A 13,066-nucleotide genomic window follows, 5' to 3' on the forward strand; every position below is an offset into this window, starting at 1 on the left:
GTCACCGAAGACGGGGGTGAGAGCGAGCGCCTGTCATCAGAATGGCATCAGCGGCAGCGGTACGTTCATGATCTTCACGAACAGGAAGGTGACAGCGGCGGGAAATACGAACGCCAGGCCATAGACCCACCAGGTCCTGACCGGATGTGCGGCAAACAGAATCAGGGTAGACAGAATGCCGCTGATCACAGCACCCAGCGCCTCGAACCAGGCCTACATAGACGACCAGGGCTACCACCATCATGGCGAAGCGCAGCCGAGGGCCCCTTTCGATGCGCCGGCCGTCTTCCTTGTTGGTATTGTCGACCAGCAGCCCCTGTACGATCAGGAGGCAGGAGAACCCGAGCATCAGCCAGCCTACGATGCGCGGCAGCCAGCGTGGTGACATCATCGGGTTCTGCAGGATGGGCGGCTCGGCGATAAAGTTCGGAATCAGGTAGAACAGCAGTACGATGGAGGCAGCCAGCAGCATACACCCTGCAAGAACATCTCCGGGGTCGCGGAGCGCCCTGACAGGCTTGGGAAACGAGGTCGACATGACATCCCTCCACGGACACACGAGCGAGGCGAGGGCGATGCCCTCGCCTCAGCATTGCTGTGGTCGGCTCACTCGCTTACTGGCTGATGCCGGCCTGTTCGGCAACACCCTGCCAGCGCTCGACTTCTTGCGCAATGAACTGCTTGTACTCTTCGCCGGCCACTTGGCCCGGCTCGGCGCCCAGCTGATTCGCAAAGTTCACGAACTCCTCGCGCTGCATCACGGCATCGAGCGCTTCGCGCATGGCGTCCTGGGCTTCCTGGGGGAAGGACTCATGGGCAATCAGGCCGAACCAGGCGGTGGTCACGAACTGGTCGAGGTTGTATTCACCGATCTCGGTCAGGGTCGGCACGTCCGGCAGGTGCTCGGAGCGCTCGGCGGAGGTCACCGCCAGGGCCTTGAGATCGCCGGATTCGATGTGCGAGAGCACGGTCGGCATGTTCTCGAAGGAGACATCGACGTCTCCGCCCAGCAGTGCCGGCAGAGCCGCGCCGCTACCGGCAAACGGAACGGCCGTCAGATTGGTCTCGGTCAGCGTCTTGAACAGCTCGCCCGACATATGGATGGAGCTGCCCACCCCACTATGGCTAAAGGTCATGTCCTGCTCGCGCGCCGCTTCGACGAACTCCTCGACGCTGTCATAGGGGCTGTCGGCCGGCACCACCATAACGTTGGGGATGTCGATCAGGTTCTGAAGGAAGACGAAATCCTCGACCGGGTCGTAAGCCAGATCGGGATAGATCGCCGCGCCGATGGTGTGACCTGGCGATGCCATCAGGATGGTGTGGTCGGCGTCACGTCCGCCGCGTGCCAGGCGACCGGTGGCCACGGTGGAGCCCGCGCCGGGGCGATTCTCGACCACCACGTTGGCGTCCAGTTCCTCCTGAAGCAGATCGGCAACGCGACGCGACAGCACGTCGGTGGTGCCACCCGGGGCATAGGGGACGACAAGTCGTACATCGTCGGTCGGCCACTCGTTAGCATGGGCCGTCGAAACGGACATCGCGATAGCCAGACCACCGCTGCATGCGGCCAGGCATGCCTTCCTGAGTAAACTCGTCATCACGTCACCTTTTATCTTGGTTTATCTTGCCCAGATTTTGTTCGCTTAGCGTACATCTATTCGTGATTTGATCGAGGTTACTGCGTTACGGCGCGGCTCCAAACCCGACCTTAGTCTATCCTGGGCGTCTTCGCTCCCATGAAAAAACCCGGGCCAATCGCTTGGGTCCGGGTCAAGGAAGAAACACGGGAGGGTGTCCTTACTCCAGCGACTCGTAGGGCAGGCCGACGTAGTTCTCGGCGATGGTCTTCAGGCCCGCTTCCGACGAGGTCAAATAGTCGAGTTCGGCCTGCTGCATGCGGGTCTCGAAATCCTCCTCGTCGGAAAACTTGTGCAGCAGCGAGGTCATCCACCAGGAGAAGCGCTCGGCCTTCCAGATGCGTTTGAGGCAGGTCTGCGAGTAGTTGGGAATCAGGTCGGTGCGGCCTTCGTGGTAGACCTTGACCATCAGACGGTAGAGTGTGTTGACGTCGCTGGCGGCGAGATTGAGTCCTTTGGCCCCGGTGGGCGGCACGATGTGCGCGGCGTCACCCACCAGGAACAACTTGCCGTACTGCATGGGTTCGACCACGAAGCTGCGCAGCGGGGCGATGCTCTTCTCGATCGAGGGGCCGGTAACCAGCTTGGCGGCCACGTCGTCGGGAATCCGCCGTTTGAGCTCCTCCCAGAAGCGCTCGTCGGACCACTCCTCGACCTTCTCGTCGAGCGGCACCTGCACGTAATAGCGGCTGCGTGTCGGTGAGCGCATGCTGCACAGGGCGAAGCCGCGCTCGTGGCGAGCGTAGATCAGCTCGTCGGCGACCGGTGGGGTGTCAGAAAGCACGCCCAGCCAGCCGAACGGGTAGACCTTCTCGAATTCCTTGATGCGGTCCGCCGGGATCGACCGGCGCGAGACACCGTGGAAGCCATCGCAGCCCGCCACGAAGTCGCAATCGAGGCGCAGCGTTTCGCCGTCCTTGTCGAAGGTGATATAGGGGCTGTCGGACTCGAGATCGTGGGGCTGGACGTTGTCGGCCTCGTAGAAGGTCGTGCCGCCGCTCTCCTCGCGTGCTTCCATCAGGTCGCGGGTCACCTCGGTCTGGCCGTATACCATCACGGTCTTGCCGCCGGTCAGCCCGGCCAGTTCGACCCGCACCCGGCGGTTGTCGAAGGCCAGCTCGACGCCGTCATGGATCTCACCCTCCTCATCCATGCGACGGTCGACCCCGGCCTCGCGCAGCAGGTCGACCATACCCTGTTCCAGCACGCCGGCCCGAATGCGGCTGAGCACGTACTCGCCGCTCTTGCGTTCGAGAATGACGTTGTCGATGCCTTGGCGGCTCAGCAGTTGGCCGAGCAGCAGCCCGGAGGGGCCGGCACCGATGATGGCTACCTGGGTCTTCATGAAAAAATGCCTCGTTCTGTCGTCAGGGCTCATGACATAAGTTGCATTTTTCAATGAAACGGACAGACATATAAGGCAAGATTCGTATCGTTATTTGGACTTTTCACAAGACTCGGCCCGACTTTGGTCGTAACCGTACTCCAAGAGGCGCCCATGTCCCGACCAGTGCAGGCCCCGGTTCCCGTTTTCAAGCTCTACGGCGAGACACATCACTGGCCGACGCCGGACCTGCTGCACTGCGAGTCGATTCCCGAGCGCAGCCGGCTGCACGATTGGCACATCCGTCCCCATCGACATGCCGACCTGGTCCACGTACTGCACATCGCCAGCGGGCAAGTCGAGCTTGAGCTGGAGGGCACGCAGCACGCCCTGCAAGGGCCGCTGGTCATCGTGGTGCCAGCGTTGACCATCCATGGCTTTCGCTTCTCGCAGGATATCGAGGGGCACATCGTCACCCTGGCCCAACCGCTGGCCGAGCAGCTCGGCCAGCGGTTGGAGGAGCAGGCCAGCGTGCTGCGCCATGCCGAATACCATCGGCTCGAGCCACCGCGAAAGGCCCGCCGCCTGGCTACCCTGGTGGAACAGATCGATGCCGAGTACCGCCAGCCTGCGCCGGGGCGCGAGCGCATGCTGGACGCGCTGGTTCAGGCCCTGGCGGTAGAGCTTTCACGCCTGGATTCCCACCGTCTGCATGACTCCGCCCCCGGCCTGCACCAGCGCGACCGCGGGCACGAACGGCTGGCGAGCTTCCAGGCGCTGATCGAGGCGCAGTACCGTCAGCAGCCCAGTATCGAGCGGTTCGCCGAACAGCTCGGCATGAGCAGCGCGCACCTCAACGCCCTGTGCCGCCGCCTGGCCGATCGCAGCGCACTGCAGCTGCTGCATGAACGTCTGCTGCTGGAGGCCAAGCGCCAGCTGACCTATACCAACATGACCATCAGCCAGGTCGCCGACAGCCTCGGCTTCTCCGAGCCGGCCTACTTCACCCGCTTCTTCAAGCGCAACACCGGCTTTTCACCGCGGGATTTCCGGCTACGGCAGCACGCGGCGGAACCGCAGAAACAGGACGCCCCCGGTCAGGCGAGCTGAACCGGGGGCGATTCTTGACGCGATGCGCTTAGAGCAGGAACAGCGTCGTCAGCACCGGGAAAGCCACCAATAGTGCCAGGCGGATGAAATCCGAGACGATGAACGGCGCCACACCGCGGAAGATCTCGCCCAGCCCAACGTGGGGCGCCATGGCCTTGATCACGAACACGTTCATTCCCACCGGCGGGGTGATCAGCCCGAGCTCCACCGTCAGCACCGTGATGATGCCGAACCACACCGGATCGATGCCCAGCGACTGGATGATCGGGTACACCACCGGCACGGTGATCACCAGCATGGCGATGGAATCCATGAACATGCCCAGCACGAAATACAGCAGCAGGATGCAAAGCACCACCACCATCGGGGCCAGGTCCGCGCCGTAGAGGAAGTCGCTGATCGAGAACGAGATACGCGACACCGAGATGAAGTAGCCCAGGGTCTCGGCCCCCACCAGCATGAAGAACACCACCGCGGAGAGCGCCAGGGTCTCCTGCACGCTGTGCCACAGCCCGCTCCAGCGCATGCCCTTGAACAGGGCGTAGAGCAGCGTGGCGAAGGCGCCGACGCTGGCCCCCTCGGTGGGCGTGAAGGCGCCGAAGTAGATGCCCAGGATCATCACCAGGAACACCGCGAAGAAGGGTACCAGACCACCCAGCGAGAGCAGCTTCTCCTTCCATGGCGTGGGCTCGCCGGCCACCGCCAGGGAGGGGCGCAGGCGCATCACCACACTGACCGTGAGCGCGTACATCACCAGCCCCATCAGCCCCGGCACCAGGCCGGCCATGAACATGTCGCCTACCGATTGTTCGGTGAGGATGGCGTAGATCAGCAGCGCGATGGAGGGCGGGATCATGATGCCGAGCGTGCCGCCGGCGGCCAGCGCCCCGGTGGCCAGGCCACGGTTGTAGCCGTAGCGTTCCATCTCCGGCAGCGCCACACGGGTCATGGTGCTGGCGGTGGCCAGCGACGAACCGGAGATCGCCGAGAAGACCCCGCATGAGCCAATGGCAGAAATCGCCAGCCCACCTTTCCAGCCGCCGCAGATGCTGCGTGCAGAGTCGAATAGCTTGCCGGCCATGCCGGAGTGCGCCGCCAGCACGCCCATCAGGACGAACATCGGCACGGCGCTGAAGCTGTAGTTGGAGAGCACTTCCACCGGCACCGTCTTGACCTGGGCGATGGCCGCATCCCAACTGATCACCTGGGCGAAGCCCACCACCCCGGCCGTCAGCATGGTCAGTGCCACGGGTACGCGCAGTACCATCAGCACCAACAGCATGCCGAGGCCGATGGCACCGATCATCTCACTCCCCATGGGACACCTCCTGTTCGGCGCCGAAGACGGCCCCGAGCAGCGCATGGATCAGGCTGCGCACGCCCAGCAGCAGGCTGAGCACCGCGGCCGCCTGGTAGATGGGACCCATCGGCAGACGCAGGTCCTGGGTGACCTCGCCGTGACTAGCCGCCGCCGCGGCCGACTCGAGCAGGCCGAGGAAAAGCACCAGGCCCAGCACGGCGAAGCCCAGCAGATAGAAACCGTGCAGGCGATGCTTGATGGCAGGGGCGAGGCCATGGGAGAAGGCTTCCACCACTACCTGGCTGCGCTCAACATTGGCCGCCATGGCCGCCAGCAGCGCACACAGCATCAGGTAGCTCACCAGCTCCACGCTGCCCGAGACGCGCAGGGCGATGGCGCCCTCGGTAAGACGATAAAGGTAGCGGGTGCCGACATCGGCAATGGTCACCGTCAGCAGCGCCAGCAAGGCGACACCGGCGACGACGCGACAGACGAGGGCCAGCCAGTGGCTGGCCCGTTCGAGGAAAGCCCGCATGGCTTACCCCTGATCGCTCGCGCAGGACTCGCTGGCGGCAAGCGCGGCTTCGTAGACCTCACGGGCCGGAAGACCGCGCTCTTCGACCTGGGTCAGGTAGCTCTCGATGCCGTCCTGGAGCGGCCCCTGCCAGTCCGGATTCTCCAGCGGATTCTCGATCTCGCGGATGGTGTGGCCGGCATCCCTGGCCTCCTGCTTGCCCTCGACGTCGAGCCGGTCGAAGACGGCGCCGGCGTTCTCGGCCCACTTCATGCCGGAGTTGGCGTCGATCACGGCCTGCTGCTCGGGGCTCAGCCCGTCATAGGTGCGCTGGCTCATGGTGGCGACGAAGATCAGCGTATAGAACGGAACCTCGGTGTGGTAATTGACCAGCTCGTTGATACGGAAGCCTTTTAGGCCCTCCCACGGGAAGCTCAGGCCATCGACCACGCCGCGCTGCATGGCAGTGTAGATTTCCGGCGCCGGCATGCCCACGGGGTTGGCGCCCATGTTCTCGAGCATCTCGCCGGCCACGGCGGTGGGGCGACGAATGCGCAGGCCCTCGAGGTCGGACGGCACCTGCACGTCGGTGTCGATGGTGTGGATCCCGCCCGGTCCGGTGGTGAACATGAACAGCGGCCGCGTATCGCCATACTCCTCCTCGAGATGGCCTTCGTCGTAGAGGGTCTGGAGCACGCAGGCGCCCTGGGTGGCAGTGCCCGCCACGCCCGGCAGTTCGACGATCTGCGACAGCGGGAAACGACCGGCGGTGTAGCCTTGTGCCGTGGCGCCGATGTCGGCGATGCCGTTGCCTACCGCCTCGTAGATGGCGTCGGGCTTGGCCAGGGTGCCGGAGGGGAACATCTCGACGCGCAGCTCGCCGCCGGACTCCTCCTCGATGGTGTCGGCCCAGGCCTCGAAGATGTCCTGGTTGATGCCCGACGCACCCGGCCAGAAGTGGGCCATGCGCAGGGTGGTCGCGGCTTGCGCCGAAGCAGCGGTGAGGCTGGCAATGGATGCTGCCAGCAGACAGCGCGTCAGGATACGGTTCATGGGGAGGCCTCCGAGGATCATTATAATGGTCAGCGCACTTGTTCGGTATCCGAATATACGTTCGGATTTAGGAATAAGCTACCCCACCAATACGCATTCCGATAATCGACATTAGTCTAGGGTGCTTGGATTTTTCACTTATCCAACTAGTTGATTCAAAGCATAATGTTTGCCTCAACAAGGATTATTGCCACTCTTTTCTTGGACTTTTCACGCACCCAACAACTCCCCATAGCGCAGACCAATGAAGGCGTGTTCGCGCATCAGCATCTCGGCCCGGGCACCCTCACCGTGGCGCAGCGCCTGGACCACCAGTTCATGCTGCACCTGGGCCAGCTGCAGCTTGCGGAATTCACGATCCAGCGCCTCGCTGTCGATGACGATGGAGTCCGCGGCGGCAAAGGGCAGGTGATTGTTACGGGCGATGGCATCGCCGATCACCGGGCTGCCGGCCGAGCCGACGATGGCCTCGTGGAAGTGGCGATTGAGCTCGCTCCAGGCGTCGACGTCGCGCTCCTCCAGGAACCCCTTGGCCAATAGCTCCCTCCCTCTTTGGATCCAATCTTCTAGTTCGGCATCCAGCGCCTGGGAAAGCCCCTGCTCGGCCAGACGCCGCGCCGCCAGCCCCTCCAGTACCCCGCGGACCTCGACGGCACAGAACACGTCGGCCTCGGTGAACTCCCGCACCATGAAGCCGCGCTTGCCGGCCCGCTGCAGCAACCCCTCCTGTTCCAGGGTGCGGAAGGCCAGGCGCACCGGGGTCCGCGAGACGCCCAGCTGTTCCGACACCGCCACCTCCCCGAGGCGTTCGCCCGGCCGGTAGGTTCCCTCACCGATCAGCTTGCGCAGCCGGCTCACCACACTCTTGTCGCTATTGCTCACGCGAACTCCCTGATGTCGTTGCGTTTTTCGTTACCCCCCAATGGATCCAACTAAAGCATAAGTTGACCAATTAAACGCCTTAGAGCTCTACTTTGGATCCAAACATAACATTCTCAGCAGAGAGGAAGCGCCACTTCATGTCGTGACCATGAACCGCTCCCGAGGAGAAGAACCGTGACTCACCAAGTCCCCTCCCCCCACGCCCCTTATCCCAAGAATACCTGGTACGTCGCCTGCACCCCGGACGAGATCGAGGACAAACCGCTGGGACGCACCATCTGCAACGAGCCGATCGTCTTCTTCCGTGGCGACGAAGGCCGCGTGGCCGCAGTGGAGGACTTCTGCCCCCACCGCGGGGCCCCACTGTCGCTGGGCTTCGTGCGCGACGGCAAGCTGGTCTGCGGTTACCACGGCCTGGAGATGGGCTGCAACGGCAAGTGCGCCGGCATGCCGGGCCAGCGGGTGCGCGGCTTCCCCAGCATCCACGCCTACCCGGTGGAGGAGCGCCACGGCTTCGTGTGGCTCTGGCCGGGCGACCCGGACAAGGCCGACCCTGACCTGATCCCCGAACTGCACTGGGCCGACAGCCCCGACTGGGCCTACGGCGGCGGGCTCTACCACGTCCGCTGCGAATACCGCCTGATGATAGACAACCTCATGGACCTGACCCATGAGACCTATGTGCACGCCTCGAGCATCGGCCAGCCGGAGATCGAGGAGGCCGCTCCCGAGACTCGCGTCGACGGCGACGAGGTCATCACCAGCCGGCACATGGAGAACATCCCGGCACCGCCCTTCTGGCAGGCGGCGCTACGCGGCTGCGGCCTGGCCGACGACGTGCCGGTGGACCGCTGGCAGATCTGCCGCTTCACCCCGCCGAGCCACGTGCACATCGACGTGGGCGTGGCCCATGCCGGAAACGGCGGCTATGACGCCCCGGCGGAGGTCAAGGCGTCGAGCATCGTGGTGGACTTCATCACTCCCGAGACCGACACCTCGATCTGGTACTTCTGGGGCATGGCGCGCAACTTCAAGCCCGAGGACGCCGAACTCACCGCCAAGATAAGAGAAGGACAGGGCAAGATATTCTCCGAGGACCTGGAGATGCTCGAGGCCCAGCAGCGCAACCTGCTGCGCTACCCGGAGCGTCAGCTGCTCAAGCTCAACATCGACGGCGGCGGTGTCCAGGCGCGACGCATCATCGACCGGCTCCTCGTCGAAGAGCAGGAAGCCGATAAAGAGGGAGCCACGGCATGAGCGGCACGCCCCTCTCGCTGATCGTCGAGGTCAAGGCGCGTCACGATGAAGCGCAGGATATCGTCACCTTCGAGCTGGCCGATCCGCATGGTCGACCGCTGCCTGCGTTCAGCGCCGGAGCGCATATCGACGTGAGGGTCTCTCCACAAGGTCAGGACGGGCTCATTCGGCAGTATTCGCTGTGCAACCACCCCGAGGAGCGCGACCGCTACCTGATCGGGGTGCTGCGCGACCCCACCTCCCGGGGCGGCTCGGTGGCCATGCACGAGGAAATCCAGGTGGGCGACCTGGTTCAGATCAGCGCGCCCAAGAACCACTTTGCGCTCAAGCCGGCCGGGCGCACCCTGCTGCTGGCCGGCGGCATCGGCATCACGCCCTTGCTTTGCATGGCCGAGCGCCTGGGCAACACCGACGCCGACTTCGAACTGCACTACTGCACACGCAGTACCGAGCGCACCGCCTTTCGCCAGCGCATCGCCGCCTCCGGCTTCGCCGATCGGGTGCACTTCCATTTCGATGACGGCGCGCCGGAGCAGAAGCTGGACCTGAAAGCCCTGCTGGCCACACCGGAGCCCGATACCCGCATCTACGTATGCGGCCCCACCGGCTTCATCGACGCAGTGCTGTCTACCGCCAAGGCCAGCGGCTGGCCCAGCGAACGGCTGCACACCGAGTACTTCGCCGGCGCCGTGGCCGACACCAGCGACGACGGCAGCTTCGAGGTCAAGATCGCCAGCAGCGGCGCCAGCTTCACCGTACCCGCCGACAAGACGGTGTATCAGGTACTGGCCGAGAACGGCATCGAGATCATGGTCTCCTGCGAACAGGGGGTTTGCGGCACCTGCCTGACCCGGGTGCTGGAAGGCGAACCCGATCACCGCGATCTCTACCTGGACGAAGACGAGCACGCCGCCAACGATCAGTTCACTCCCTGCTGTTCACGCGCCAAGAGCAAGGTCCTGGTGCTGGACCTATAAGCGTTTCAACAACATAATGACAAGAGGAAGACCCCATGACACCCAGCAAGACCGTGAACCGTATCGCCCTGTCCAGCGCACTGGCCGCCGCCCTCGTCGCCACTCCCTCACTGGCCGAGGCGACCACACTGCGCATCGCCCACGTCTGGCCCGGCGGATCGTTGATCGACCGCGAGCTGTTCCAGGCCTGGGGGGAGAGCGTCGAAGCGGCCTCGGATGGCCGTCTCGAGGTAGAGATCTACCCCAGCCAGACACTGGCCAAATCCGACAAGACCTACGAAAGCACCTCCAGCGGCGTCGCCGACATCGGTGCCTCGGCCCAGGGCTACAACGCCGGGCGCTTCCCCCTCACCCAGGTGGTCGAGCTCCCCGGCGTCTCGGCCAGCAGCCGCCAAGGCTCCTGCATCCTGCAGTCGCTCTACGAACAAGGCCACTTCGCGGAGGAGTACGCCGATACCCGGCCGCTGTTCATGTTCACCACCGGCCCCGGCTATCTGCACACGCGGGAGCGCTTGATCGAGACGCCCCAGGATCTGGAGGGCCTGCGCCTGCGCCGCCCCACGCCGGTGGTGGGCGACATGTTCACCCGGCTCGGCGCCCAGGCGGTGGGCATGCCCGCCCCCGAGGTCTTCACCGCCATGCAGCGTGGCGTGGTGGATGGCCTGAGCTTCAACTGGGAGGGCATGAAGACCTTCCGCCTCAACGAGCTGGCCAGCTATCACACCGAGGTGCCGCTCTACGACCTCTCGCTGTTCGCCACCATGAGCCAGCGCACCTATGACGGCCTGCCCGAGGACCTTCAGCAGGTGATCGACGACCACAGCGGTATGGAGTGGTCGCTGCGCGCGGCTGAGGTCTACGACGAGCTGATTCGCCAGGGACGCCAGGACGCCGAGGAAGCCGGCCACGAGTTCCTGGTCATCGAAGACGCCCTCGACCACCCCGAATGGGGACCCGTATTGCAGGAAACCATCGATCGCTACTTGGAAGAGACCGGAAATCAGGCCAGCGAGATCTACAAGGCCGCCACCTCTCTTCAGGCTGAATGCCCCGCCTGACCCCTTTCTTCTTTCTTCTCTCCTCCCTTACGGCAGCCCTCGGGCTGCCGTTTTCATTTCTCGACCTGCGTATCCGAAGTCAGCACAAGACTAAAGTCGTGTCCCAGCAGGAATGACCCGGCAGAAGAACTGTTGTAGCCTCTCTATTGTTTATATTCACAACAGTATTTTTAGACAACAAGCGCTCAGCTTGACGAACCACTGCCGAGGCCACCCATGACCGAAACTCTCGTCAAGACGACTCTGGACGACAGCATCTACACCATCACGCTGGCACGACCGGAGAAGCGCAATGCCGTCAGCGATCGCGTGCTCAGCGCTCTGGAAGAGGCACTCGTTGCCATACCGGAAGAGACCCGGGTCATTATCCTTGCCGCCGAAGGCAAGCACTTCTGCGCCGGGCTCGACCTGACCGAGCATCAGCATCGCGAGCCCTTCGGCGTGGTAAAGCACTCCCGCAGTTGGCATCGCATCTTCGATCGGCTGCAGAACGGCGGCATTCCGGTGGTCAGCGCTATGCAGGGCGCCGTGATCGGCGGCGGCCTGGAGCTGGCCACCGCCACGCATGTGCGAGTGGCCGAATCCAGCACGGTTTATCAACTGCCCGAGGGGCGTCACGGCATCTTCGTCGGCGGCGGCGCCTCGGTGCGGGTGGCCAACATCATCGGCCCCGGGCGCCTGTGCGAGATGATGCTTACCGGCCGCGTCATGGAGGCCGACGAGGGCCAGCGTCTGGGTCTCTCCCACTACGTGGTCGGCCAGGGCGAGAGCCCCGACAAGGCCCGCCAGCTCGCTGAACGCATAGCCGAGAACGCCCCCATGGCCAACTGGGCCATGGTGTCCGCCATCTCGCGCATCGACAACATGGCCAGCGACGACGGGCTCTTCGTGGAATCGCTCACCGCCGCCCTGACCCAGACCAGCCCCGAGGTCGCCGAACGCATCGGGGACTTTTTCAAGAGCAAGGGCCAGGGCCCACGCACCTGAGGAAAGGCTGATTTATTGCTGCGCTCGATAGCTTGGCCGCCGGCGGTGCTCACAATCCTCATTGAGCAACCAGTCAACTCCGGTTGCTGCGCGCCGGCGGCAGCCAACCTCTCATCGCTCGCGACATAAATCAGCGCTTTCCTAAAAACTCAGAGCTTCGGAGAATTGCCATGAAGTTTCAGAACAATACCTTCATCGTTTCCGGCGGCGCCTCGGGACTGGGAGAAGCCACCGTACGCGCGCTGCATGGGGCGGGCAGCAATGTCGTGATCGCCGATCTCAATGGCGAACGCGGCGAGGCGCTGGCAGGCGAGCTGAACGCGAGAAGCGCCACCGATCGCGCACTTTTCCAGCGTACCGACGTGACCAGCGAAGCCGATGCCCAGGCCGTGGTTGACCTGGCCGTTGGAACCTTCGGCAGCCTGCAGGGGCTGATCAACTGCGCTGGCGTCGGCGACCCTGCCAAGGTGGTCAACCGAGATGGCGAGCCTCTGGCGCTGGAAGCCTTCTCGCGCATCATCAACATCAACCTGCTGGGCAGCTTCAACATGCTGCGCCTGGCCGCCGCCGCCATGGCCAAGGGCGAGCCCCAGGCCGACGGCGAGCGCGGCGTGATCATCAACACCGCCTCAGTGGCTGCCTTCGATGGCCAGATTGGCCAGCCCGCCTATGCGGCCTCCAAGGGCGGCATCGTCGCCATGACACTGCCCATCGCCCGGGAGCTGGCACGCCACGGCATTCGCGTCATGACCATCGCCCCAGGGTTGTTCAAGACCCCGCTGATGGAGGCGCTGCCGGAAGAGGCGCAGCAATCCCTGGCAGCGTCCATCCCCTTCCCCAATCGCCTGGGCGAGCCCGACGAGTTCGCACGGCTGGCCTGCCATATCGTCGACAACCCAATGCTCAATGGCGAGACGATCCGGCTGGATGGATCGATACGCATGGCCCCTCGGTAAGGAAACCT

The 13,066-nt window shown here is 64.1% G+C and carries 13 protein-coding genes; 6 read left to right on the forward strand and 7 right to left on the reverse strand.

What is annotated here, in order from left to right; all coding sequences use genetic code 11:
• Position 1: 1 nt before the first annotated feature.
• The 3 genes from HNO52_RS18780 to pobA all read right to left on the reverse strand — a co-directional run bounded on the left by HNO52_RS18780 (position 2) and on the right by pobA (position 2,985).
• Positions 2-538, reverse strand: a complete 537-nt coding sequence (locus tag HNO52_RS18780; RefSeq protein ID WP_232090391.1) for a tripartite tricarboxylate transporter TctB family protein — start codon at positions 536-538, stop codon at positions 2-4.
• 76 nt (positions 539-614) lie between these two features.
• A complete protein-coding gene (locus HNO52_RS18785) occupies positions 615-1,601 on the reverse strand; it encodes a Bug family tripartite tricarboxylate transporter substrate binding protein (RefSeq protein WP_197566698.1) in 987 nt (328 codons plus the stop codon).
• 199 nt (positions 1,602-1,800) lie between these two features.
• A complete protein-coding gene (gene pobA, locus HNO52_RS18790) occupies positions 1,801-2,985 on the reverse strand; it encodes a 4-hydroxybenzoate 3-monooxygenase (RefSeq protein ID WP_197566699.1) in 1,185 nt (394 codons plus the stop codon).
• Positions 2,986-3,138: 153 nt separating this feature from the next.
• Between pobA and HNO52_RS18795 the strand changes: the two genes are divergently transcribed.
• Positions 3,139-4,074, forward strand: coding sequence for a helix-turn-helix domain-containing protein (locus tag HNO52_RS18795; protein WP_197566700.1), 936 nt, complete (start codon positions 3,139-3,141; stop codon positions 4,072-4,074).
• A gap of 28 nt (positions 4,075-4,102) precedes the next feature.
• On the opposite strand, the gene HNO52_RS18800 is transcribed toward HNO52_RS18795, so the two are convergent.
• The 4 genes from HNO52_RS18800 to HNO52_RS18815 form a co-directional block, all read right to left on the reverse strand.
• The gene (locus HNO52_RS18800) at positions 4,103-5,392 is read right to left on the reverse strand and encodes a TRAP transporter large permease (RefSeq protein WP_197566701.1); all 1,290 of its coding nucleotides are present in this window, start codon (positions 5,390-5,392) and stop codon (positions 4,103-4,105) included.
• Positions 5,382-5,909, reverse strand: a complete 528-nt coding sequence (locus HNO52_RS18805) for a TRAP transporter small permease (protein WP_197566702.1) — start codon at positions 5,907-5,909, stop codon at positions 5,382-5,384. The genes HNO52_RS18800 and HNO52_RS18805 overlap by 11 nt, the downstream gene beginning before the upstream one ends.
• A 3-nt stretch (positions 5,910-5,912) precedes the next feature.
• Positions 5,913-6,941, reverse strand: a complete 1,029-nt coding sequence (locus HNO52_RS18810; RefSeq protein ID WP_197566703.1) for a TRAP transporter substrate-binding protein — start codon at positions 6,939-6,941, stop codon at positions 5,913-5,915.
• Between the two features lie 210 nt (positions 6,942-7,151).
• Positions 7,152-7,823: a GntR family transcriptional regulator gene (locus HNO52_RS18815; RefSeq protein ID WP_197566704.1), complete on the reverse strand. Its 672-nt coding sequence runs from the start codon at positions 7,821-7,823 to the stop codon at positions 7,152-7,154.
• A 174-nt stretch (positions 7,824-7,997) separates the two neighbouring features.
• Here HNO52_RS18815 and HNO52_RS18820 point away from each other — a divergent pair, with 174 nt between their 5' ends.
• From HNO52_RS18820 to HNO52_RS18840, 5 genes are all read left to right on the forward strand, one after another.
• On the forward strand, positions 7,998-9,080 hold the full coding sequence (locus HNO52_RS18820; RefSeq protein ID WP_197566705.1) for an aromatic ring-hydroxylating dioxygenase subunit alpha: 1,083 nt from the start codon (positions 7,998-8,000) through the stop codon (positions 9,078-9,080).
• The gene (locus HNO52_RS18825) at positions 9,077-10,057 is read left to right on the forward strand and encodes a PDR/VanB family oxidoreductase (protein ID WP_197566706.1); all 981 of its coding nucleotides are present in this window, start codon (positions 9,077-9,079) and stop codon (positions 10,055-10,057) included. The genes HNO52_RS18820 and HNO52_RS18825 overlap by 4 nt, the downstream gene beginning before the upstream one ends.
• Before the next feature lie 35 nt (positions 10,058-10,092).
• On the forward strand, positions 10,093-11,115 hold the full coding sequence (locus HNO52_RS18830) for a TRAP transporter substrate-binding protein (protein WP_197566707.1): 1,023 nt from the start codon (positions 10,093-10,095) through the stop codon (positions 11,113-11,115).
• 216 nt (positions 11,116-11,331) lie between these two features.
• Positions 11,332-12,102 (forward strand): crotonase/enoyl-CoA hydratase family protein, encoded by a 771-nt coding sequence (locus tag HNO52_RS18835; RefSeq protein ID WP_197566708.1) that lies wholly within the window; start codon positions 11,332-11,334, stop codon positions 12,100-12,102.
• A 170-nt stretch (positions 12,103-12,272) separates the two neighbouring features.
• Entirely contained in the window at positions 12,273-13,058 is a 786-nt protein-coding gene (locus HNO52_RS18840) for a 3-hydroxyacyl-CoA dehydrogenase (RefSeq protein WP_197566709.1), read from the forward strand.
• Positions 13,059-13,066: the final 8 nt, after the last annotated feature.

Origin of the sequence: Halomonas sp. MCCC 1A13316 (genome assembly GCF_014931605.1) — a bacterium.
In the GTDB taxonomy this organism is placed as follows: domain Bacteria; phylum Pseudomonadota; class Gammaproteobacteria; order Pseudomonadales; family Halomonadaceae; genus Halomonas.

Coding starts and splice junctions, on each gene's coding strand:
- HNO52_RS18795 (WP_197566700.1), top strand. CDS start 3,139: ATGTCCCGACCAGTGCAGGCCCCGGTTCCCGTTTTCAAGCTCTACGGC.
- HNO52_RS18830 (WP_197566707.1), top strand. CDS start 10,093: ATGACACCCAGCAAGACCGTGAACCGTATCGCCCTGTCCAGCGCACTG.
- pobA (WP_197566699.1), bottom strand. CDS start 2,985: ATGAAGACCCAGGTAGCCATCATCGGTGCCGGCCCCTCCGGGCTGCTG.
- HNO52_RS18835 (WP_197566708.1), top strand. CDS start 11,332: ATGACCGAAACTCTCGTCAAGACGACTCTGGACGACAGCATCTACACC.
- HNO52_RS18825 (WP_197566706.1), top strand. CDS start 9,077: ATGAGCGGCACGCCCCTCTCGCTGATCGTCGAGGTCAAGGCGCGTCAC.
- HNO52_RS18805 (WP_197566702.1), bottom strand. CDS start 5,909: ATGCGGGCTTTCCTCGAACGGGCCAGCCACTGGCTGGCCCTCGTCTGT.
- HNO52_RS18810 (WP_197566703.1), bottom strand. CDS start 6,941: ATGAACCGTATCCTGACGCGCTGTCTGCTGGCAGCATCCATTGCCAGC.
- HNO52_RS18800 (WP_197566701.1), bottom strand. CDS start 5,392: ATGGGGAGTGAGATGATCGGTGCCATCGGCCTCGGCATGCTGTTGGTG.
- HNO52_RS18785 (WP_197566698.1), bottom strand. CDS start 1,601: ATGACGAGTTTACTCAGGAAGGCATGCCTGGCCGCATGCAGCGGTGGT.
- HNO52_RS18780 (WP_232090391.1), bottom strand. CDS start 538: ATGTCGACCTCGTTTCCCAAGCCTGTCAGGGCGCTCCGCGACCCCGGA.
- HNO52_RS18840 (WP_197566709.1), top strand. CDS start 12,273: ATGAAGTTTCAGAACAATACCTTCATCGTTTCCGGCGGCGCCTCGGGA.